This window comes from Corynebacterium tuberculostearicum (assembly GCF_016894265.1).
Classification (GTDB): domain Bacteria; phylum Actinomycetota; class Actinomycetes; order Mycobacteriales; family Mycobacteriaceae; genus Corynebacterium; species Corynebacterium tuberculostearicum_D.
Genome location: NZ_CP069791.1, coordinates 241676 through 263335, shown reverse-complemented (window position 1 = coordinate 263335; position 21660 = coordinate 241676). Strand labels below are relative to the sequence as shown.

General features: G+C 63.6%; 23 protein-coding genes. 13 read left to right on the top strand and 10 right to left on the bottom strand.

The window, feature by feature from the left end:
• Positions 1-5: 5 nt before the first annotated feature.
• Together I6J28_RS01370 and I6J28_RS01365 are read left to right on the top strand one after the other, a co-directional pair.
• The gene (locus I6J28_RS01370; RefSeq protein ID WP_204610383.1) at positions 6-296 is read left to right on the top strand and encodes a DUF2516 family protein; all 291 of its coding nucleotides are present in this window, start codon (positions 6-8) and stop codon (positions 294-296) included.
• Entirely contained in the window at positions 296-817 is a 522-nt protein-coding gene (locus tag I6J28_RS01365) for a deoxyribose-phosphate aldolase (RefSeq protein ID WP_204610380.1), read from the top strand. The genes I6J28_RS01370 and I6J28_RS01365 overlap by 1 nt, the downstream gene beginning before the upstream one ends.
• Here the strand turns inward: I6J28_RS01365 and I6J28_RS01360 are convergent.
• From I6J28_RS01360 to I6J28_RS01350, 3 genes are all read right to left on the bottom strand, one after another.
• Positions 814-1662: an LmeA family phospholipid-binding protein gene (locus I6J28_RS01360; protein WP_204610378.1), complete on the bottom strand. Its 849-nt coding sequence runs from the start codon at positions 1660-1662 to the stop codon at positions 814-816. The two genes, I6J28_RS01365 and I6J28_RS01360, sit on opposite strands and share 4 nt — an antisense overlap.
• A gap of 64 nt (positions 1663-1726) precedes the next feature.
• Positions 1727-2539, bottom strand: coding sequence for a class I SAM-dependent methyltransferase (locus tag I6J28_RS01355; protein WP_204610376.1), 813 nt, complete (start codon positions 2537-2539; stop codon positions 1727-1729).
• A 20-nt stretch (positions 2540-2559) separates the two neighbouring features.
• Positions 2560-3051 carry a DUF2505 domain-containing protein gene (locus I6J28_RS01350; RefSeq protein ID WP_040424907.1) on the bottom strand — a complete coding sequence of 164 codons (492 nt, stop codon included), beginning with the start codon at positions 3049-3051 and terminating at the stop codon, positions 2560-2562.
• 24 nt (positions 3052-3075) lie between these two features.
• Between I6J28_RS01350 and I6J28_RS01345 the strand changes: the two genes are divergently transcribed.
• Positions 3076-4182 carry a UDP-N-acetylmuramate dehydrogenase gene (locus I6J28_RS01345; RefSeq protein WP_204610374.1) on the top strand — a complete coding sequence of 369 codons (1107 nt, stop codon included), beginning with the start codon at positions 3076-3078 and terminating at the stop codon, positions 4180-4182.
• Between the two features lie 137 nt (positions 4183-4319).
• Here I6J28_RS01345 and I6J28_RS01340 read toward each other — a convergent pair whose 3' ends face one another.
• On the bottom strand, positions 4320-4796 hold the full coding sequence (locus I6J28_RS01340; protein WP_086588932.1) for an S-ribosylhomocysteine lyase: 477 nt from the start codon (positions 4794-4796) through the stop codon (positions 4320-4322).
• A gap of 71 nt (positions 4797-4867) precedes the next feature.
• On the opposite strand from I6J28_RS01340, the gene I6J28_RS01335 reads away from it, so the two are divergent.
• Positions 4868-6166 (top strand): YihY/virulence factor BrkB family protein, encoded by a 1299-nt coding sequence (locus I6J28_RS01335; protein ID WP_204610372.1) that lies wholly within the window; start codon positions 4868-4870, stop codon positions 6164-6166.
• Here I6J28_RS01335 and I6J28_RS01330 read toward each other — a convergent pair.
• From I6J28_RS01330 to I6J28_RS01315, 4 genes are all read right to left on the bottom strand, one after another.
• Positions 6163-7698 (bottom strand): AMP-binding protein, encoded by a 1536-nt coding sequence (locus I6J28_RS01330; protein WP_204610370.1) that lies wholly within the window; start codon positions 7696-7698, stop codon positions 6163-6165. The two genes, I6J28_RS01335 and I6J28_RS01330, sit on opposite strands and share 4 nt — an antisense overlap.
• A gap of 11 nt (positions 7699-7709) precedes the next feature.
• The gene (locus I6J28_RS01325; RefSeq protein WP_204610368.1) at positions 7710-9419 is read right to left on the bottom strand and encodes a long-chain-fatty-acid--CoA ligase; all 1710 of its coding nucleotides are present in this window, start codon (positions 9417-9419) and stop codon (positions 7710-7712) included.
• Between the two features lie 71 nt (positions 9420-9490).
• Positions 9491-9976, bottom strand: a complete 486-nt coding sequence (locus tag I6J28_RS01320; RefSeq protein ID WP_204610366.1) for a methylated-DNA--[protein]-cysteine S-methyltransferase — start codon at positions 9974-9976, stop codon at positions 9491-9493.
• Position 9977: 1 nt separating this feature from the next.
• On the bottom strand, positions 9978-11693 hold the full coding sequence (locus I6J28_RS01315; RefSeq protein WP_204610364.1) for a long-chain-fatty-acid--CoA ligase: 1716 nt from the start codon (positions 11691-11693) through the stop codon (positions 9978-9980).
• A 66-nt stretch (positions 11694-11759) separates the two neighbouring features.
• On the opposite strand from I6J28_RS01315, the gene mshA reads away from it, so the two are divergent.
• The 4 genes from mshA to I6J28_RS01295 all read left to right on the top strand — a co-directional run bounded on the left by mshA (position 11760) and on the right by I6J28_RS01295 (position 15841).
• Positions 11760-13025, top strand: a complete 1266-nt coding sequence (gene mshA, locus I6J28_RS01310) for a D-inositol-3-phosphate glycosyltransferase (protein ID WP_204610362.1) — start codon at positions 11760-11762, stop codon at positions 13023-13025.
• A gap of 39 nt (positions 13026-13064) precedes the next feature.
• Positions 13065-13811, top strand: a complete 747-nt coding sequence (locus I6J28_RS01305) for a phosphoglyceromutase (RefSeq protein ID WP_204610360.1) — start codon at positions 13065-13067, stop codon at positions 13809-13811.
• Between the two features lie 63 nt (positions 13812-13874).
• Positions 13875-15137, top strand: coding sequence for a sensor histidine kinase (locus I6J28_RS01300; RefSeq protein WP_204610358.1), 1263 nt, complete (start codon positions 13875-13877; stop codon positions 15135-15137).
• The gene (locus tag I6J28_RS01295; protein ID WP_204610356.1) at positions 15134-15841 is read left to right on the top strand and encodes a response regulator transcription factor; all 708 of its coding nucleotides are present in this window, start codon (positions 15134-15136) and stop codon (positions 15839-15841) included. Before I6J28_RS01300 ends, I6J28_RS01295 begins: the two co-directional genes overlap by 4 nt.
• Here I6J28_RS01295 and I6J28_RS01290 read toward each other — a convergent pair.
• Positions 15838-16764 (bottom strand): hypothetical protein, encoded by a 927-nt coding sequence (locus I6J28_RS01290; protein WP_204610354.1) that lies wholly within the window; start codon positions 16762-16764, stop codon positions 15838-15840. The genes I6J28_RS01295 and I6J28_RS01290 overlap by 4 nt on opposite strands.
• 33 nt (positions 16765-16797) lie before the next feature.
• Here I6J28_RS01290 and I6J28_RS01285 point away from each other — a divergent pair, with 33 nt between their 5' ends.
• The 5 genes from I6J28_RS01285 to I6J28_RS01265 all read left to right on the top strand — a co-directional run bounded on the left by I6J28_RS01285 (position 16798) and on the right by I6J28_RS01265 (position 20456).
• The gene (locus I6J28_RS01285) at positions 16798-17727 is read left to right on the top strand and encodes a Ppx/GppA phosphatase family protein (protein WP_204610352.1); all 930 of its coding nucleotides are present in this window, start codon (positions 16798-16800) and stop codon (positions 17725-17727) included.
• 9 nt (positions 17728-17736) lie between these two features.
• Entirely contained in the window at positions 17737-18825 is a 1089-nt protein-coding gene (locus I6J28_RS01280) for a tripartite tricarboxylate transporter TctB family protein (protein WP_204610351.1), read from the top strand.
• A gap of 73 nt (positions 18826-18898) precedes the next feature.
• Positions 18899-19690 (top strand): pyrroline-5-carboxylate reductase, encoded by a 792-nt coding sequence (proC, locus tag I6J28_RS01275; protein WP_239454637.1) that lies wholly within the window; start codon positions 18899-18901, stop codon positions 19688-19690.
• 225 nt (positions 19691-19915) lie between these two features.
• A complete protein-coding gene (locus I6J28_RS01270; protein ID WP_005527601.1) occupies positions 19916-20104 on the top strand; it encodes a helix-turn-helix domain-containing protein in 189 nt (62 codons plus the stop codon).
• A 250-nt stretch (positions 20105-20354) separates the two neighbouring features.
• Positions 20355-20456, top strand: a complete 102-nt coding sequence (locus I6J28_RS01265) for a 30S ribosomal protein bS22 (RefSeq protein WP_003855542.1) — start codon at positions 20355-20357, stop codon at positions 20454-20456.
• 86 nt (positions 20457-20542) lie between these two features.
• On the opposite strand, the gene I6J28_RS01260 is transcribed toward I6J28_RS01265, so the two are convergent.
• Positions 20543-21580, bottom strand: coding sequence for an HAD family hydrolase (locus I6J28_RS01260; RefSeq protein ID WP_204610349.1), 1038 nt, complete (start codon positions 21578-21580; stop codon positions 20543-20545).
• Between the last annotated feature and the right edge of the window lie 80 nt (positions 21581-21660).

Sequence of the window (21660 nt, the reverse complement as noted above, 5' to 3'; positions counted from 1 at the left end):
TCTGCATGGATATCCTTCTATATCTCGCATTCCGCTTTGATGCCATCATTTTCCAAATCCTCACCCTGACCGCCATCGTCGGTGCGGTGCTTGCCGCCGCCACGCGCGAGGATGCCTTCCGCGCCGGCGACCGTCAGGGCAAGTGGGTGTGGGTTGGCCTCCTGGCGGGCTCGGCCGTAGCGATGGCCACCGGCATGCCATTCCTGTCCTGGATCGGCACGGTCATTACCGGCGTGTACTGGTTTGATGTGCGCCCGCAGCTCAAGGCCATCATCAACGGCGATTACAGCTACTAATGCTTAACCTGCTTGCTGCCCCGGCCGCGTTGGTCAAGGACCGCGCCGCCGATAACACCGTCGTGGTCTCCCCGCACCATGTTTCCCTCGCCGCGGGGGCCGGCGCGGCCGATATCATCTCCGTCGCCGGTTATCCCACCGGCCGCCACCACACGCTCATCAAGGCCTCTGAGGCGCGCTTGGCCATCCAATCCGGCGCCAGCGAGGTGTGGGTCAGCCTCGATGAGACCGTGACGGATGCCAATGCCGTGCTCTCCGAGCTCATCGCCATCCGCGAGGCCTGCCCGGATCCGGCCCGCTTGGGCCTCATCGTGCCGGAGGCTGTGGGCGCAGATGCGGCCGAAGCCGCGGATGCCGCGGTTACGGCTGCACAGCAGGCCGGCTATCAGCGCCTCATTGTGCGCAGCTCTGCGGCCGGGGACCGCGCGGAATCCGGTGCCGGTGAAGAAGGCATGAAAAAAGGACCGGCGTTGGCCGCTGCCACGCTTCCGGTCCTCGAATTTCCCGTTGCTTTGGTTTAGGCGGCTTCCTTCTGCGCGTCCTGCTGCGGCGCGCCATTGTTGGCCCCACCATTGCCGGTGGTGCCCTCGCCGCCGGCCAGCTTATCCATGTCGTTCATCGGAACATCAGTGCCGGTGATGGTGAGCTTGAGCTCGCCATCGAGCACCTCCACGGAATCGACGTTCATGTCCGAGCCTACGAACTGATCCGACATGCCGTTTTGCAGCGCGGAGGAGATGGCTTCGGTGGCCTGGTCCGGCAGCTCGAGGCCGAAGATGGAGGCCTCGGTGGCGCGGATCTCCAGTTTTCCATCGTGGGCAGTGGGCTCCAGCGAAAGGTTGGCTAGGCCGCCGGCGAACTTCACGTCCAGCGCATGGTCCTGTTCATTGGCGGTGATCTCTGTAACCACCATATTGCCTATCTTCTCGCTGCCTGCCTGCTCGGAAATGCCCTTCTGGAAGGACGCCAGCAGGTAGTCATCCGGCACGGTGGTAGAAGCGCGCAGCTTGCCGGCCACCGGGTTGTCCTGGTCCGTGCTCATATCTTCCACGTGGATCTCGGAGGCAGGCTGGCCCTTGATCTCGGTGCCGTCGATTTGCAGGGTGGACGGCGTGGTCATATCCATCTGGGAAATGGAGCCCTGAAACAGCCCCAACAGGAGCGGGCTGCCGCCGAAGCTGACGGAGGGGTCCTCTTTGACCTGGATGCCCTCTTGCTCAGCGGCCTCGTTGAACTGCGAGGTCATCTGGTGGCCGATGAACCAGCGCAGGCCAAACTCGGCCAGCAAGATGAGCACGAGGAGTGCTACGAGGATGCCAATGATGATTTTCCAGGCGAGTGAACCCGCCGATTTCTTCGAAGCCATGCGTACCAGTGTGGCGCATGAGACGGCGCGGGGCAAAGTCTGCGGCGAAGTTAGCAGGACATTTTTAAGCTTGCGGCGCCACCGATTCCCAGTCCACGGTGAGCACATTATCGCGCAGGCGTCGGCGGACGGGGTGGATGTTAAAGGGGACGTCGGCAAGCATGGCGCGTGCCCTACGCCAGCGCACGCGCGGTCCGTAAGGCGCCCAGCCGGCCGCACGGTCCCAGGCCTCGTCGGCGGCCTGAAGTAGCTCGTGGATGGGCTCGCCGGGCACATTGCGGTGGATGAGGATTTTGGGCAGGCGCTCGGCAATATCGGAGGGGCGCGCCACATCGAACGGGTCCCACGCCAGGGTGAGCGTCCGCGGACCGTGGGCATCCAGGAGCAACCAGGCCGCGCGCCGGCCGAGCTCATCGCAGGTGCCCTCCACAAAGAAGCCGCCTGGGGCGAGGCGGGAGCACACCGTCTGCCAGGCCTCTTCCACCTGGTCCACGTCATACTGGCGCAGTACATTAAACGCGCGCACCAGCTGCGGCCGGTAGCCTGCCAGCTCAAAACCGCCCAGCTCGAAGCGCACGCCATCGCGCGGCGGCAGCACCCGGTCCGGGTGGATTTCCAACCCGCGCACGTCTACCTGCGGATTCGCCCGGCGCAGCCAGCCTGCCCACTCCACGGTGGTGGCATGCGAGGCCCCGTAGCCCACATCGAGCGCCAGCGGCGTATCCACATGCCGCAGCAGCGCGGAAATCTCCGGGTGCGCGAGCATCCACCTATCGCAGCGCCGCAGCCGGTTGTGGTTGGTGGTGCCGCGGGTAATAACGCCAAAAGGCCGACCCGCAGCTGCGCTGGCGCGCAGATTATGTGCGTGGTCGGCCATAGATTTTGGGTCTTTAGAACTTAGGCGTTCTCAGAGATCCACTGTTCGGTCAGCTTGCCCTCGTTATCGAAGAGCTCGCCCAGGGACTCGCCCACCTTCGGCTCGATGGCGGCGCCCATCATCGGGATATTGACGGAAATCTCGTTGACGTAGGACAGCTTGGTCACTTCGCCCTCGCCGGCCAGGGAGATATCGCCCTTGAAATCAACCGGGGTGCCCTTGACATCCGCGGTGTAGTTGACGTCAGCAGCCTCGCCGTTGAGCTCGCCCACGGTAACCACGCGCTTGACCTTCAGGTCCTGGGAGACCATGGCGCGCACTGCCTCTGGCAGCAGGGTGGTCGGCAGAACCTCGAAGAGGGTGGCTACGTTATCGCTGAAGTCGTGCACCTGGCCCGCCTCAGGGGAGAGGTTGGCCACGATGTACTCCCAGTATTCCTTGGTGAGCAGCGCCTTGTGAACCTTTTCGATGGGCTGATTGATGGTTACGGTGTTTTCACTACGGGTTGACATGCCTAACAGACTACCTTGGTAGGCGTGCTTGATAAATCTTTGACGCAACAGCTCACAGCGATCGACGGCGTGGAACTGGACCCCGCCGCCACCTTCGCGGACCTGACTACGCTGCGTGTAGGCGGAAAACCGCAGGCCGCACTGCGCTGCTCGCAGCCGGAGGCCGCCGTTGCCGTGGTGCGTGCCCTTGATCACGCCGAAGTGAAATTCATCGTCGTTGGCGGCGGCTCCAACCTCTTGGTGGCCGATGGCGCCGTGGATCTCGTCGCGGTCGTCCTCGACTTCGACGAGGTCTCCATGGACACCGAAACCGGCGTGGTGCGCGCGCAAGCCGGCGCCGTCTGGGATGACGTAGTGGCCCGCTCCGTGCAGCTCGGCCTGGGCGGCATCGAGTGCCTTTCCGGCATCCCCGGCACCGTGGGCGCGGTCCCCGTGCAGAATGTGGGTGCCTATGGCGCGGAGATCTCCGAGGTCCTTACCCGCGTGCGCCTTTATAACCGCCGCACCGATACCGATGAGTGGGTCCCCGCCTCCGACCTGGAGCTGGCCTATCGCTATTCCAACCTGAAATTCACCGGCCGCGCCGTGGTGTTGGAGGTGGAGCTGCAGCTCGATAACGAGGGCCTTTCCCGCCCGCTGCGCTTTGGCCAGCTCACCCAGAATCCCGGCGAGCGCCGCCCCGTGGCCGAGGTCCGCGAGGAGGTCTTAAAGCTCCGCCGCGGCAAGGGTATGGTGCTCGACCCCACCGACCATGACACCTGGTCCGCCGGCTCCTTCTTCACCAACCCGGTGGTGGACTCCGCGCTTGCCGACGCCGTCCAGGCCAAGGTCCGTGCCTCGCTTGGCGACGCCACCGCGGACTCCATGCCCCGCCACCCCTCTGCCGAGACCGGCCGGGAAAAGCTCTCCGCCGCCTGGCTCATTGACCGCGCCGGGTTTGCCAAGGGCTACCCGGGCTCCGGCCGGGCCACGCTCTCGACGAAGCACACGCTGGCGCTGACCAACCGCGGCGAGGCCACAGCCGCCGATATTGTGAACCTCGCCCGCACCATCCGTGACGGCGTCCACGAGACCTTCGGCGTGGAACTCGTGCCAGAACCCGTGTGGATAGGCCTTTCCCTCGACGAGTAGCGCGCGAGCGCGCTTTCGCCCCGAGTCTCTGGGGAATAAAACCTACAAAGCAGCCACGATAGCGCCCTTAACCACGCGGTTTTCGGGTCTATCGTGGCTGCTCTTTCAGTTCGGCGCCTCTCGCGCCGGCGACTCGCTTAGGCCGCCATGACCTGGAGCCACTCATCCTTAGCGCCCAGGAATGCGCGGGCCGCCTCCTGCGCGCCCTCCAAGCTGTGGTGCGCACCCCAACCGCACTGCTCTTCGTTGGCGGCCGGTACCTCGGTAGCGTTAAGAATATCGTTGAGCGCGCCTTCCACCGCGCGCAGCAGCTCGTCCTGTTCCATGCCGTTGGTGATGGCGTAGAAGCCGGTGCGGCAGCCCATCGGGGCGAAACCGATGAGCTTATCGGTGTAATTGCGCATGAAGTTTGCCATCATGTGCTCCACCGAGTGCAGCGCCTTGGTGTCCAGGTGGTCCTGGTTAGGCTGGCAAAAGCGCAGGTCATACTTGATGATTTCGACGCCGCCGCCCAAATCCGTGCGGTCGGCCACGCGGATATATGGCGCGCTGACTAGGCGGTGGTCGAGTTCGAAGGACTTAACGTTGAGCTTCTTTTCATTCTGGTCAGTCATGCTTCTCCAGTGTAATCACGGCTGAGTGTCACTTCCTGAAATAGATTCTTTACCGCATACGCTGGGATAATATGAGCACTCTCGACGACGCCGCCGAGGCCCCCGGCGCCGCACGCACCCCTGGGGACTTGCCTTCTGCCGAACAGCCTGAAGGTAAGCAGCCCGCCGGCGAACAGCCTGCCGGCCGCCCGCCTGCCGGCACTCCGTCGAGCGCCGCGGCCACTCCGGTGAGCGAATCCGAGTACGAGGGGGCGGATAAGATCGTGCCCAGCACCGCGCCCACCGTGGTCAAGATTGCGGGCCATACCGAGGAAGTAGATCCCCTGGCCCGCGGCAACCGCTTGCGTAAGGAAAGCTGGGGGCTGGTGGTGCGCCGCGTGTGGGCCGATTTCTTTCATGATGCCTTGATGGATCGTGCGGCCACGATGACGTACTTCACGCTCATGGCCTTTGCCCCCACGGTGCTGGCTGCCTATTCCATCGCCACGCTTATTTTCTCCTCGCGACGTGCCGAGGTGCACGAATTAACCTCGCAATTCATTGCGGACTACGTGCCCAGTTCCATGACGGAGCAGGCCGAAAAACTGGTGGGCTCCATCATTGGTTCCACGGCGCAAGGCACCTTCGCTCTGGTGGTATCCGTGCTGATTTCACTCTTTGCGGCCTCGGCCTATGTGCGCGCCTTCTCGCGCACGGCCAATACCGTCTATGGGCGAGTGGAAGGCCGTGGAATCATCCGCACCTGGGCGCTGATGTGGGGGCTGACCATTGTTCTCGTCATCGGTGCGGTCATCGTGCTCTTTGCTAACCTGCTGCGCGATACCATCGTGAGCAGCGTTATCGATCCCCTCGCGGGCAAGTTGGAGATGCAGGGCACCGCGGACTTTTTGGGTGGGATCTTCATGCCAGTGTGGAATTGGCTGCGCTTCCCGCTCACCGTGGTGATCGTGCTGAGCTTGATCGCCATCTTGTATCACTTTTCCCCGAACGTGCGGCCGGCGCGCTTTCGGTGGATAACCCTAGGCTCCGTCGTAGCACTGAGCACCAATGTTGTGGTGTGGGGAGCATTTGCGCTGTATACCCAGCGCTTTGCCGGAGCCAGCGTCTATGGCGCCTTCAGCCTCATCATGGCCGTATTCATGGCCGTGTGGCTTTCAAATACGATGCTCATTCTGGGCATCAAGCTCGATGCGGAGATCCTGCGCGCCAAGGAGCTGCAATTGGGCCTGCACGCCGCGCGGCATATCCAGGCCCCGCCGCGTTCCGACGCCGCCGCTAAGTCCCAAGCCCGCGCCCAGCACGACCTTGAGAAGCGTTCTGAGCGCATCTACCAACAGGCGGTGCGCCGGGGAGAGCGGGAAGAAGGCTAGCCCTGGCTGAGCAGGGCGAGGAGATCGCGCTGGACATCGCGGCGGCGCAGCTTGCCCAGCTGATCGCCGGCGAGCTCATCCATGGCAAAGAAGCGCTGCGGGACCTTATAGCGCGCCACCAACCCGCGGCAATGGTCGCGCAAGGCGGATTCGTCGAGCTGCGCGCCGGGGGCAAGGACTACGCAGGCGGCTACATCCTCAGAACCATCGGAGCGAGGAAGGCCCACGACCGCGGCCTGGGCAATATCGGGATGAGAGGTTAAAGCCTCCTCGACCTCGCCGGGATAGACATTGAAACCACCGGTGATGATGATTTCCTTGATGCGGCCCACCAAGCGTATATGGCCATCAGGCTCGCGCACGCCCATGTCCCCGGTGCGGAACCAGCCGTCGTGGAAGGCGGCGGTGGCGGGGGCGTCGGCAAGGTAGCCGCTAAAGACTTGCGGGCCGCGGGCGAGGATTTCGCCGGGCTCGCCATCCGGCTGGGTGCGGCTGAGATCGTGAGGATCGCCTATGCGCAGCTGCGTATCCGGCAGCGGCAGGCCGATGGTGCCGGCGCGCCGGGTGTCATCGAGGGGGTTGATAGTCAGCACGGGAGAGGTCTCCGTAAGCCCGTAGCCTTCCACCAGCATGCCGCCGGTGCGCGCCTCCCATGGCTCGATGATGCGCGAGGGGAGCGAGGCCGCGCCCGAGATGGAGTAGCGTACCCCGCCGAGGTCCGTGGAAGCGTCAGAAGCGGCTGTGTCTGCGGCCGCGGGAGTGGCCGCCATGGCGCGCTCGTAGATGGTGGGCACGCCCGGCATCCAAGTGGGGCGGCGGGCGGCAAGCGCCTTGGTCACCGCGTCGGTGTGTGGGGCAGGAAGCAGGATGATCTCGGCCGCGCAGCGCACCGCGAGGAGCACGCTCATAGTCAGGCCATAGGAATGGAACATGGGCAGCGCGGCCAGGAAGCGCTCGTGTCCGGGGCGCAGCGGGGCTTGGGTTTCTAGCTGCAGGCAGTTGGCCGCGAGGTTGCCGTGGGTTAAGACCACGCCCTTGGGGCGGGCGGTGGTGCCGGAGGTGTAGAGGATAAGGGCGGCGTCGGCAAGCGCGGCAGGATGCGGCTCCACCGGGGAGCCGCTGAGGGGAAGCGGCTCGCTGAGGGAAACGGGAATGGTGGTCTCTACCTGCGTGGAGATGGTGGGGGCGATGTCCTCCCAGGCAATCGCCACGCGGGCGCCATGGTGGGCAAGCAGCGGGGTAAGCTCGTGCGCGGTATAGCGCGGATTGTGCTCCACCACCACTGCGCCCAGGCGCAGGATGGCGAAGAATGCCACCACGTGCTGCGGGCAATTGGGCAGCAGGAGCGCCACGCGGTCGCCGGGGCGCACACCCATCTCGCGCAGGGCACCGGCCGCGGCCGCCACCTGGGCGTCGAGCTCGCCATAGGTGAGGGTGTGGCCAGCGAAGTGGGTGGCGGGGCGCTGGGGAAACCTGGCGACGGCGGACGCGAGGAAATCCGTCAAGGTAGCGCCATAATGAATATCTGCCATAGCCGCTAAGTTTAGGCCTTTGCCTCCAGCAGCTCGAGCAGGTCCTTGCGCACTTGGTGGCGGCGAATCTTGCCCAGATTGTCGCGCGCTAGATCCTCAAAGTGATAGAACGTGCGCGGGACCTTATAGCGAGTCAGCCGCTCGCGGCAGAATTCCTTTAAACCCTCGGGATCGAGCACGGCGCCATCGCGCAGGGTGACGCAGCCGACGACATCCTCGGAGCCATCCTGGCGCGGGCGGCCCACGGCGGCGACATCCACGACGTCGGGATGCTGGGCAATCGCCTCTTCCACCTCGGCGGGATAGACGTTGAAGCCGCCGGTGATGATGATTTCCTTGATGCGGCTGACCAGCTTGATATAGCCATCCGGTTCCATGAGTGCCATATCGCCGGTGCGGAACCAGCCATTGTGGAAGGTCTTTTCGGTAGCGGCGGCATTGCCAAAGTAACCCTGGAAAATCTGCGGGCCGCGCGCGAGCATCTCGCCCGGCTGGCCATCGGGTTGGGTTTCATCCAGATTCTCAGGGTTGGCAATGCGCACCTCCGTATCCGGGAAGGGTACGCCTACATAGCCGGGGCGGTGCTTGCCGTTCATGGGATTGGCCGTAAGAACCGGGGAAGTCTCCGTCATGCCGAAGCCCTCCACCAGCCGGCCGCCGGTCATGGCCTCCCAGCGCTCCACAATCTCTACCGGCAGCGTGGCGGCGCCGGAGAAGGCATTGCGGATGCCGCTTAAGTCGACGTCCTTTTCTTCCGCCGCGTCCATGATCTTCTGATACAGCGTGGGCACGCCCGGCAGCCAGGTAGGCGTGCGCTTTTTCACTATGTCCATAATCAGCGGCATCTGCGGGGAGGGCACCAAGATGAGCTCGGCGCCGAGGTAGATGCTGAAGATGCACAACGTGGTCATGCCGTAGGCGTGGAAGATGGGCAGTGCCGCGAGGAAGCGCTCTTGTTGCTTGCCCATCTGTGGCACCCAGGCCTTACCTTGGATGGCATTGGCAATGAGGTTGCCATGCGAAAGTAGGGCACCCTTGGGCTTTCCGGTGGTGCCGGAGGTATAGAGGATGAGCGCGATATCCTCCTGGGAGATTTCAGGGATATCGAGGTCCGAGCCATCGCCGCCAATGGCCGCGCCGATGAGGGTGGACCATTCCACGGTATTGGGTGCGGGGCTGGTGAGCTGCTCGCGCTTGGCGGCCAGTGGTGGGATTGGCAGGCGCAGCGCGAGGCGCTTGAGCGGTGGCATGGCATCGACCATGTTGACGGAGACGATGGTCTCCAGCGGGGTGGTCGAGCGCAGCCTTTCTAGCGTGGAGGCGGTTTTATCCCAGGAGATGGCCACGCGCGCGCCGTGGTCATTGAGCAAGCCTTCTAGCTCCGGGGCGGTATAGAGCGGGTTGTGTTCGACCACGGTGGCACCAAGCAGCTGCACCGCGTAGAAGGCCGCGACGTGCTGGGGGCAGTTAGGCAGCACGATGGCTACCTTGTCGCCGGGGCGAATGCCAAAAGCCTTGAGCCCGGCCGCAGCGGCGCGCACCTGGGTATCGAGCTCCGCGTAGGTCTGCGTCTTTCCAAAGAAGTAGGTGGCGGATTTATTGGCGTTGACCCGCAGGTTATTGCGGTAGTAGTCGACGATGGTTTTATCGCCATAGTCCAGCGTGTGTGGGGTCCAATCGCTGTAGTGCTCGAGCCAGGCTCGGGAGGGGGAAGCGGACACGCGGAAAACCTTTCGTTTGGCTACAAAAACTATTTCTGAGGGGATAGCATATCCAAATATGAGGAATCCCTCTAGTTTTCTTCTAGTGTCAGCAAAAAACGTTTGGCATCCAGACCACCCGCATAGCCACCGAGCCCGCCGTCGCTGCGCAGCACACGGTGGCATGGTCGCACGATGAGCAGGGGATTGGCGCCGCACGCACTGCCCACGGCCCGCGTCGCGCCGGGCCGGCCCAGCAGCTTGGCGACGTCGCGGTAGGTGACCGTCTCCCCATAGCCAATCTCGGCCAGTTGCGCATGCACTGCGGCGCGAAAGTCGGTCGTCGCAGGCGGGTCGAGGCGTAACTCGAAGGCGTGGCGCTGGCCGGCGAAATACTCCGCGAGCTGTGCCTGGGCGGCGTCGAGCACGTCCGCGCTGCGCTTATCGACGCCCCCTTCATCCACACCGCCCACCGCTTCCTGCGGGGTGCTGGCCGCAGTGATGTCGACGCGGGAAAGCCCCCGCGGGCTCGCCTGCAAGCACAGGGGTCCGAGGGGGCTATCGATAAGGCGGAACATGTTAATTCTGTTCGGCCTCGAGGCGGCGGATGAGGTCTGCTTGGACCTCGCGGCGGCGGATCTTGCCCATCTGGTCCTTGGCCAGCTCCTCAAAGTGATAGAAGGTGCGCGGGACCTTGTAGCGGGTCAGGCGCTCGCGGCAGTAGTCCTTGAGTCCCTCCGGGTCCAGGGCGGCGCCATCGGCGAGGTCGAGGCAGGCCACGACGTCCTCGGAGCCGTCCTCGCGCGGGCGGCCGACCACGGCGACGTCATCGATGCTCGGGTGCTCGCGCAGGATTTCTTCCACCTCGCCTGGGTAGACGTTGAAGCCGCCGGTGATGATGATTTCCTTGATGCGGCTGACCAGACGGATGAAGCCGTCTTCTTCCATGACACCCATGTCACCGGTGCGGAACCATTCGCCGTGGAAAGCGGCCTCGGTGGCCTCTTCATTGTTGAGGTAGCCCTTGAAGATCTGCGGGCCGCGGGCCAGCACCTCGCCCTCAACGCCGTCCGGCTGGGTCTCGTCCAGGTTATCCGGGTTGGCAATGCGCACCTGGGTATCCGGGAACGGAATGCCCACGTAGCCCGGGCGGCGGTCGGTGCTCATGGGGTTGCCCACAATAATCGGCGAGCACTCCGTGAGGCCATAGCCCTCCACCAAGAGGCCGCCGGTGTAGTTCTCCCACTTGTTGACCGTGTCCGAAGGCAGGGTAGACGCACCGGAGAAGGCCGCGCGCACACCCTTGATGGGGATTTCCTGATCCTCGGCGGCCTTCACGATGCGCTCGTAGAGCGTCGGCACGCCCGGTACCCAGGTCGGGGTGTGCTTCTTCATCAACTGCATGATGAGCGACATATCCGGCTTAGGCAGGATGACAAGCTCGCCGCCGATGAACTGCGCAAGGGTGACGTTCATAGTTAGGCCATAGGCGTGGAAGAAGGGGAGGGCGGCCAGCATACGCTCCGGCTTATCGCCCAAGCCAGGAACCCACGCCTTGCCCTGCATGATGTTAGAAAACAGGTTGCCGTGCGAGAGCATGGCGCCCTTGGGTTTTCCGGTGGTGCCAGAGGTGTACATAATCAGCGCGATGGTGTCTTTGTCCACGTCCTCCGGCGTGGTGATATCGCTGCCGTCGCCGCCGATGGCATTGCCCACCAGGGTCTCCCACGGCACGGTATTGGGCGCCGGGGACGATAGCTGCTCGCGCTTGGATTTCAGTGGCGGGATGGGCAGGCGTAGGGCGGCGCGCTGCAAGGTAGGCATGGCGTTGATCATGTTGATGGACGCGACCGTTTCCAGGTTGGTGGTCGCACGCAGCTTCTCCAAGGTCGGCGCTGCCTTATCCCAGGCAATGGCGATGCGCGCGCCGTGATCCTGGAAGAGCCCTTCCAGCTCGTGGGCGGTGTAGAGCGGGTTGTGCAGCACCACCTGGGCGCCCAGCTTCAAGATGGCGTAGAACGCCGCGATGTACTGCGGCGAGTTCGGTGCCACGATGGCGACTCGGTCACCGGGGCGCACACCGAAGGCCTTCAGGCCAGCGGCCGCAGCGCGAACCTGCCGGTCCAGCTCCGCATACGTTTGGGTGCGTCCGAAAAAGTAGGTGGCCGGCTTATCGCCGTTGACCTCAAGATTATTGTCGTAAATGTCCAGCAGCGTGGTCTCGCCATACTCGAGGTGGTGCGGTGTCCATTCCGGGTAATACTGGAGCCAAGCCTGTGATTCGTATGCGGACAAAACTATACCTTTCGGTAGCGTAGGTTTCTGGCAGGGGCCAGTATAGCGCCGGTAGAATTGAGCGCCATGCGCATCGCCATGATCTCTATGCATACGTCCCCCATTGAGCAGCCCGGCTCGGGGGACGCCGGCGGTATGAACGTCTACGCCCTCAATATCGCCCGCCAACTAGCCCGCCGGGGAATCGAGGTGGACGTCTACACTCGCGCTACCCGGCCTAGCCAGGGCGAAATCATTGAGGTTGAGCCCCACCTGCGCGTCATTAATATCGTCGCCGGGCCGTACGAGGGCCTGGATAAAGAGGATCTGCCTACCCAGCTGGCCGCTTTCGCGGGCGGCATGGTGCAATTTGCCAAGTGGCAGGGCAAGAAATATGACCTTATTCACTCCCACTACTGGCTCTCCGGCCAGGTGGGCTGGCTGCTACGGGATCTCTGGGGCATTCCGCTCATCCATACGGCCCATACCCTCGCTGCGGTGAAAAACGCCTCCCGGACCGCGGATGACACCTTGGAGTCCGAGGCCCGCCGCATCTGCGAACAGCAGCTGGTAGATAATGCGGACCTGCTCGTGGTCAATACCGAGCAAGAAGCCCGCGACCTGGCCGAGCACTACGACGCCGAACGCGACATCATTCGCGTAGTCTCGCCCGGCGCCGACGTCGAGCTTTTTACCCCTGGCACAGACCGCAATACCGAACGTTCCCGCCGCGAGCTGGGCATTCCGCTGCACACCAAGGTGGTGGCCTTTGTCGGGCGCTTACAAAAATTCAAAGGCCCGGAGGTCCTTATCCGCGCCACGGCCGAGCTCTTCCGCCGCGAGCCGGCTCGCAACCTGCGGGTGGTTATCTGCGGTGGCCCGTCGGGGGCCAATACGGCGCCGGAGGCCTATAGGGAGTTGGCGCGCGAGTTGGGCGTCGATAAGCGCGTGCGCTTTTTGGGCGCCCGCCCGCCAGAGGAGCTGGTGGGGATCTACCGCGCGGCCGATATCGTGGCGGTGCCTAGCTATAACGAGTCCTTCGGCCTAGTGTCGCTGGAGGCCCAGGCTTCTGGCACGCCGGTGGTGGCCGCGGCCGTTGGCGGGCTGCCCATCGCCGTAGCAGACGGGGAGACTGGCCTGCTGGTGCACTCGCATGACCCGTCCGACTGGGCCGATGCTCTAGCCCGCCTGCTTGACGACGACCCCATGCGCATCACCATGGGCGAAGCCGCCGTCGCCCACGCCGCGCGCTTTAGCTGGGCTGGCTCCGCCGCCGCACTCGCAGAAATCTATGACGAAGCCAGCCGCATCAAGGTCCCGGATTGCCATCAACGGCGGGCGATTGGGGATTAAACCCCGACGCCGGTAATAATTTCGTGGCATGCTGGAGGCATGACTAACGGAAAACTGATTCTTCTTCGCCATGGCCAATCCAAGTGGAACGAGTCCAACCAGTTCACTGGCTGGGTCGATGTAGATCTGACCGAAAAGGGCGAGGCAGAAGCCAAGCGCGGCGGTGAGCTGCTCGCGCAGGAAGGCGTTATGCCCGATGTCCTCTATACCTCTCTTCTGCGCCGCGCTATCCGTACCGCAAATATCGCACTCAACGCCGCCGACCGCCACTGGATCCCAGTGGTGCGCGATTGGCGCCTCAACGAGCGCCACTACGGCGCCCTGCAGGGCCTGAACAAGGCCGAGACCAAGGAAGAATACGGCGAGGAAAAGTTCATGGCATGGCGCCGCTCCTATGACACGCGCCCGCCGGAGCTGGCCGATGACTCCGAGTACGCCCAGACCAATGACCCGCGCTACGCGGACCTGGACAAGGTCCCGCAGACCGAGTGCCTGAAGGACGTCGTCGCCCGCTTCGTGCCGTACTTCGAGGAGGAAATCCTCCCACGCGCCAAGAAGGGCGAGACCGTGCTCATCGCCGCACACGGCAATTCCCTGCGCGCTCTGGTTAAGCACCTGGACAATATTTCCGATGACGATATTGCCGGCCTGAATATCCCGACCGGCATCCCGCTGGTATATGAGATCACCGAGGACGGCTCCGTAGTAAACCCAGGTGGCACCTACCTGGATCCGGAAGCCGCCGCTGCCGGTACCGCTGCCGTTGCTGCGCAGGGCGGTAAGTAAGAAACTGCGCCACAGTCCCCGGGGAGTATTCCCTGGGGACTTTGTGGTGGATAGGGTAGACACGTGGAATTGATTCTTTCCTTCGTTGCCGGCGTGGTGGCCTGCGGGTTGGCGCTGCCGGCGATTTCTTGGCTGCGCGGGCGCATTGCGCACTACCGCCAAGCCACCGATGCCGAGGCCAACCAGGTCACGACGGTCAGCCAGGTACTGCACTTGGCCGTGCAGGGCTCGCCGACGGCCCTGGCGGTGCTGGACCGCAGCCAAGAAATCGTCATGTCCAATCCCGCCGCCCACGAGATGTCCCTGGTGCATGATCGCGCCGTGAACCCGGACGTGTGGCAGACCGCGCAGGAGGTCTTCGAGGACAAGGAGACCCGCACCGTCGATCTGGCCATTCCCAAGCGCCGCACGGGCCACCGCGTCACCCAGTTCAAGGCGGTTATTAAGCCGCTGACGCTTAACGACGGCCGCTTTGTCATCATCTACGGCACCGATGAGAGCGAAAACGTCCGCATGGAATCCGCCCGTCGCGATTTCGTGGCAAACGTTTCCCACGAGCTCAAGACCCCCGTCGGCGGCATTGCCCTGCTGGCCGAGGCCCTGCTGCAAGACCCCGGTGACCAGGAAACCGTGGAGTACTTTGGCAATAAGGTTTACAAGGAAGCCAACCGCATGGCCGATATGGTCAGCGAGCTTATTTCCTTGTCCAAGCTGCAAGGCGCTGAGGCGCTGCCAGAGATGGAACCGTTGGCAGTCGATGACCTCATCGAGGAAGCACTCTCGCGCAACCAACTGGCTGCGGAGGCCCGCTCCATCGAGCTCAACCGGGGCGCCTCCGCCGGCGTGCAGGTCAAAGGAGATAGGTCCCTGCTGGTTACCGCACTATCTAACCTCATCTCCAACGCGATTAACTATTCGCCGGAGAAGATGCCGGTATCGGTCTCCCAAAAAGTCGTGGACGGTGGGGTCGTGCTCATCCGCGTCACCGACCGCGGCATCGGTATCGCACCGGATGATCAAAAACGTGTTTTTGAGCGCTTCTTCCGCGTAGACCAAGCCCGGTCGCGGCAGACCGGAGGCACTGGCCTAGGATTAGCAATTGTTAAACACGTGGTGGCCAACCATGGCGGCAACATCAAACTGTGGTCCCGGCCCGGTACGGGTTCTACATTCACTATTGAGTTGCCTATCTACAGAGAAGAAAAGCCAGCGCAGGATGCTGGCATGAAGGATAATGAGAAAAAGGATGCCGTCACTGCGGCGGCGCCTGGGCTCCCGCGTGCAGTAGCACGCGTCGCAGCACGTCGAAAGGATAAAGCACAATGACCACCATCCTCATCGTTGAAGATGAAGAGTCGCTGGCAGATCCGCTGGCATTCCTCCTCCGCAAGGAGGGCTTCGAGCCGATCATCGCGCACGATGGCCCTACGGCGCTGGAAAAGTTTGCCGCTAACGACATCGATATCGTCCTTCTAGACCTCATGCTGCCCGGCATGTCAGGCACCGAGGTATGCAAGCAGCTGCGCACCACCTCGTCCGTGCCGGTCATCATGGTGACCGCGCGCGATTCCGAGATCGACAAGGTCGTCGGCCTCGAGCTGGGCGCCGATGATTACGTGACCAAGCCTTATTCCTCCCGCGAGCTCATCGCCCGCATCCGCGCGGTGCTGCGCCGCGGCCACGATTCCGGCCCCGGTGCCGATACCGAGGCAGAGGAAGACGTAGCCGAGCAGATCCTCGAGGGCGGCCGCGTCAAGATGGACGTGGAACGCCACACCGTTACCGTTGCGGATGAGCCGGTATCCATGCCGCTCAAGGAATTCGACCTCTTGGAGTACCTGCTGCGCAACGCCGGCCGCGTACTTACCCGCGGCCAGCTCATTGACCGCATCTGGGGCGCCGATTATGTTGGCGACACCAAGACGCTCGACGTCCACGTCAAGCGCCTGCGCTCCAAGATCGAGGAGCAGCCCTCCCGCCCGAAGCACCTGGTTACGGTGCGCGGCTTGGGCTATAAATTCGAGCTCTAGCTCTCCGCCTGCTGGCTTCCTGCCTGCAGGCTCTCGGCCTTCACGCTGGCCGGGTGCTGCGTGAGCTGGACGCCGTGCTCGGCCGCCGCGGCGCGCGCCTTGCAGTGCGCGGCCAAAATCTCATAGGACTCTCGGCCCATGAGCGCTACCAGCTCGTCCTCGTGCGATTGCCACATCGGCAGCGGGTTGGCGTGGCAGGCGGCATCGGCCGAGCAATACCAATCGAAATCCTCGCCGCCATTACCCCAACCGCGGCGGTCGTACTCGCCAATCTGGGTGCGTAGAATCTCCTGCCCATCTGGGCGCTCTTCATAATCCTCGTAGCGGCGCAGCGGCAGCTGCCAGCACACCTCGGGTTTGACCACCGTGAGCTCCTCGCCGGTATCGACAGCCCACTGGTGCAGCGCGCAGCCCGTACCCGTTGCCCAGCCGGCGCGGTTGGCAAAAATGCACGCGCCATCCACGATGGGTGTCTTCAGCGCCGGTTCCGGTTCGCCGTCCTCGCCGTCGAGCTCGTCCCACTCTAGCCATGGCTCCAACTCGTCCGTAGCGTCCTGCGCGAGGAACTCATCTACCCCCGCTGGGCGCAGCTGCCAATACTTGGCGGGCATGCGCGAGACGGCGTCGTAAAGCTGGTCGCGGTCTTCCTCATCGGCCATATAGGCGCCATGCACGCAGCAGCCCACCTCGGGCTGGCTCTTATCGATGCCTCGGCATGCCGACGTCCCAAATTGGCAGCTGTAGTGCGATTCCACCCATGTTAGGTCGATGGAAAAGACGTGGTGTGGGTCGTTCGGGTTGGTAAATTCGAACCACTCCCGCGGGAAATCGAGGGCCTCTTCGCGGCCCGCTCTTATCGACGCCGCCGCGGGCGAGCTCGCGGGAAAACCTAGGTATACCGTGTCAGATTTTGGGCGATTCACACCTAACCACGGTAGACCTACTACGCTATTAGTGTGCGATTAGGTGTATTAGACGTCGGAAGCAATACCGTCCACCTCGTTGCGGTCGATGCCGCGACGGGCGGGCGGCCCACTCCGATGAGCGATTGGAAGACCCCGCTCCGGCTGGTAGAACAGCTGGACAAGAAGGGCAACATCCATGAAAAGGGTGTAAAGAAGCTGGTCAGCGCCGTAGCGGAGGCGAGCGAGCTAGGCGATAAGCTGGGCTGCGCGGAATTTATCGCCTTTGCTACCTCGGCGGTGCGCTCTGCACCCAATTCCGAGGCCGTGCTCGATGAGGTGGAAAAGCAGACCGGCGTACGCCTGCAGATCCTCTCCGGCGTGGAAGAAGCCCAACTGACCTTCCTCTCCGCGCGCCGCTGGTACGGCTGGTCCGCCGGCCGCATTACCAACCTGGACATCGGCGGCGGCTCGCTAGAGCTGTCCACCGGTACCGACGAGCACCCCGACCTTGCCTTCTCCCTCGACCTGGGCGCTGGCCGGTTGACCCATAATTGGTTCGACACCGACCCGCCAGAGAAGAGAAAGGTAAGCGCGCTGCGCGATTTTATTGATGCGGAGCTTGAGGACGCCGCCCAGCAGATGAAGGCTATGGGCCCCGCTGGCCTTGCCGTGGGTACCTCCAAAACCTTCCGTACGCTGGCCCGCCTGACCGGCGCCGCACCTTCGTCTGCCGGCCCATACGTCAAGCGCACGTTGACTGCACCGGGTCTGCGCCAGTTAATTTCCTTCATCTCTCGCATGACTGCGGCAGACAGAGCGGACCTAGAAGGTGTAAGTTCTAACCGATCGCACCAAATCGTTGCCGGCGCTCTGGTAGCCGAGGCATCCATGCGAGCCTTGGACATCGAGAAGCTGGAAATCTGCCCGTGGGCGCTGCGTGAGGGCGTCATTTTGCGCCGGACCGACAAGGGATTGGAATAGGAAGAGATCATGGCTGACAAGAACAAGTTGACCGTGGCAGAGCTGCTGGCTCGCGATAAAAAGGCCCGCGGCGAGAAGGGCGGCAAGGACGAAAAGCGTTCGCGCCGCCACCGCCGCAGCCTCGATGAAGGCGGCATCTCCGTTGCCGAGCTAACCGGCAACCTCAAGAAGGTCAAGGCTTCCCCTGCCGAGGCCAAGCACACCTCCGTCTCCATCGACGAGGGTGCCCCCGTCATCCGCGCCCCCAAGGCTGCCGACGCGACCGATGCCGACTCCGCAAAGAAGTCCGCCGACAAGCCTGCTTCCCAGCCCACAGCCACGACCGCTGCTCAGCCTGCCGCGCCGAAGGCCGCATCGAAGGCTGCACCAAAGACCGCCGCAAAGGCAGAACCAAAGGCTGCTCCTAAATCCGCGGAGAAGCCCGCAGCCAAGGCTGCCGCCAAGCCAGCGCAGACCGCACAGCCGGCCGCGTCCGCCCCATCGGCTGCACAGCCCACCGCAAAGAAGAAGCAGCCTTCTGCCGATGACACCGCGGTAATCCAGCGCGTGGATAAGGCGAAGACGGACGACGCCAAGTCTGCTGCCACCAAGCCTGCAGCGGAGAAGCCGACCGCAGACAAGGCCAGCGCGGACAAGATCACCGCAGCGAAGCCCGCTGCTGAAAAGCCGAAGGCCGACAAGGGCGCAAAGGCAGCCGGAGCGGGAGCTGCGGCAGCCGGCGCTGGAGCGGCCGCCGCGGCGGTGCCGGCGTCGAAGAAGGCGGGCGTCGCTAAGGATGCCGAGGAAACCGGCAACCTGCCCAAGGTCGAGGACGACAAAGAGTGGATCGAGGAAGAGCACGAGAAGCTCAACCCAGTATCCATCCTGCTGATGATTGTTGCGGGCATCCTGCTGGCGATTGTCATCTTCAAGGGCTTTGAAATTCTGTGGGATAGCTTCCCACGCCTCGTCGTTGCCGTCCTGGCGGTGTGCGTGACCGCAATTATGGTCGGCGTGACGCACGCCCTGCGCACCGCGCGCGATGGGTTCTCCATGTTCCTGGCCGGCTTTACCGGCCTAATCCTGACCTTCGGCCCGCTGCTGTTGGTTATGCTCTAAGCCCCTCGCTTGTCGACGCCCCGGTTACCCCACGTGGTAGCCGGGGTTCCGCATTTTTGGCATGGTGGAGACTATGACAAAGATTGCAATTTTAGGCGGCGGACAAATCGGTGAGGCTTTGACCTCGGGACTCGTAGCTTCGGGCTTTGCGGGCTCGGATATCACGGTCACCAACCGCACCGAATCCCGCAGCCAGAAACTCAAAGAGGCCTATGGCGTCGCCACCACCAGCGATAATGCGGCGGCGGTAGACGGCGCGGATTATATCTTCGCGTGCGTAAAGCCCTACGCCATCCTGGACCTGCTCGAAGGCCTTGAGCCGGCCAAGGATGCCGTGGTCGTGTCCATGGCCGCGGGCCTGACGCTGGAGCAGCTGCAGGGTGCGGCGGGCGAAGGTGTGCCGGTGGTGCGCGTTATGCCCAATACCCCCATGTTGGTGCGCCGCGGCATGTGCACCTGCGCGGCCGGTGAGCACGTGAGCGACGCCCAGATGGACGGCGTGCGCGAGCTGCTGGAGGCCGTCGGCGAGGTTGCGGTCATCCCGGAGAAGAATATCGACGCCGCCACCGCACTGGCGGGATCCTCCCCGGCCTATTTCTTCCTCGTGGCAGAAGCACTTGTCGATGCCGGCGTGCAGCTCGGCCTACCCCGTGACGTCGCCGAGAAGCTTGCCGCCCAGGCCGCAGCCGGCTCCGGTGAGATGCTGGCTAGCTCCGGCCGCTCGGCCACCCAGCTGCGCGCTGGCGTAACCTCCCCGGGCGGCACCACCGCGGCCGCCGTGCGCGAGCTGGAGGAGTCCGGCCTGCGCGGCGCGTTCTACCGCGCGGCAGAGGCCTGCTCCGATAAGGCCAAGGAGCTCGGCTAGCGCCGCCGTGTGCGACCTCCCCGTGGTGGGGGTGTACCCACCCGGGAGTGTTGGGGCGGGTGTTAAGCAGCGCTTTTAGGGGAAACCCTAATGAATGCTGTGAAAAAATTTGGCACTTGGGTCGCATTAGTCACATGTTTCACGATAGGCTAGGGCAAGCACGTGCGTGAAGTCCTGTGGGAGGGGAAGCCTACAGCGCGTAACGAGCTGAAGGGTTAGATATATATGGCAAATGAAGATAAGGGAACCTTTCTGACGATCGCGGAGGTCGCCGAGATTATGCGCGTCTCCAAGATGACCGTCTACCGTTTGGTTCACGCAGGCGAAATGCCGGCTGTTCGCGTCGGACGCTCCTTCCGCGTTCACGAGTCTGCCGTCAACGAGTACCTGGAGGCTTCCGTCTACGGAGCCTAGGCTCGCGCCGCACAGACAGCGCCCACCTCTGTTGGCCCTCGTGGTCAGCGGTGGTGGGCGCTGTTGTTTCTCACTGTTGTTGTCGCGGGCCCTTTTTGGTCACGGGCTGGGTGCTGGGTAAGATGGTGTGCATTCGTGTCGGCTCGCTGATGTGGCCCGCGGTCCGTGTGGCCACGGCGGCAAGAGTGCACCTTCGCCGTTTTAGCGCTGACAAGTTTGACAGTACGTACTACACGAAAGTGAGGACTCCATGGGTTCCGTCATTAAGAAGCGCCGCAAGCGCATGTCCAAGAAGAAGCACCGCAAGATGCTGCGCCGCACCCGCGTGCAGCGTCGTAAGCTGGGCAAGTAAACCCCAGCCCGCTTCTTGCCCTCCGCCCTTGCGCGGAGGGTTTTTGCATGCTTGCCGACGTCCCCCAGCGCCCGCTCCCGCCCTCGCTACCGCCGATAGTAGCGCCAGCCGCCATAGGAGAAGGCGGCGGTGGCCAGCGCCGGGAGGCCATAGGTGCGGATGGCGCGGCGCACGGAGCGATAGTCGCGCACGAGCCAGCCGCGGTCGCCAGCGATATCGCGCAGCTTGCGGTCTGGGTTAATGGCCACGGCGGTGCCGACCATGGACAGCATCGGCACATCGTTGGCCGAATCCGAGTATGCGGTGCAGCGCGAGAGATCGAGGCCCTCGATGGTCGCGAGCGCGGCCACGGCGTGCTTCTTGCCGGGCCCGTGGAGGATATCGCCGACCAGTCGTCCGGTGAACTTGCCGTCCTTGACCTCCGCGACGGTGCCGAGCGCGCCTGTAAACCCGAAGCGCCGGGCGAGCACCTGTGCCAGCTGGACCGGGGTGGCGGTGACCAGCCACACCTGCTGGCCGGCGGCTAGGTGCATCTCCGCCAGCTGCGTGGTGCCGGGGTAGGCGCGGCGGGCCAGCGAGGCGTCCACGATTTCCTCGCACAAATCCACCAGCTCGTCGACGCTGCGGCCTTTGACAAACTCCAGTGCCTGCGCGCGGCCCACGGCCACGTCCTTGGCATTTTCGCTGCCGGAGACGCGGAACTTGAGCTGCTTCCACGCTATCGGCAGGATTTCAGAAAGCCGGAAGTAGCGCTTGCGCGCCAAGCCAAAGGCGAATTCCACGAGGGAAGAGCCTTGGATGAGGGTGTTATCGACGTCGAAAAACGCTGCCGCGCCCACATCCACCGGTACGTCTGGGTCCTGGGCGGTGATGCGCTGCGCACCGGCCGCGTCATAGGAGCCGGTGACCGAGTCCACGCCGGAAGCAAAGTCCTCCAACTCCAGCCCGAACTCCTCCAGCGCCGCAGCCGCCGCGGCTTCACCGGCGGTGCGCTGCGATTCCTCGTCCAGCGGGGCGAGCGCTTGGGTCTCCAAGAAATTACGCAGGTTACCGCGCGAGGCGGTCCAATTGGCCAAGAAGTCGCGGGGGGATTCGGGGAACCCTGGGGGAGTGGTAGCGGACACGAGTGAGACAAACAGCTTTCGCAAACGCGGGGTGGACTAACGTGTCCATAGTAATGGTTTCGACCGCCGCCGTCCTTGTG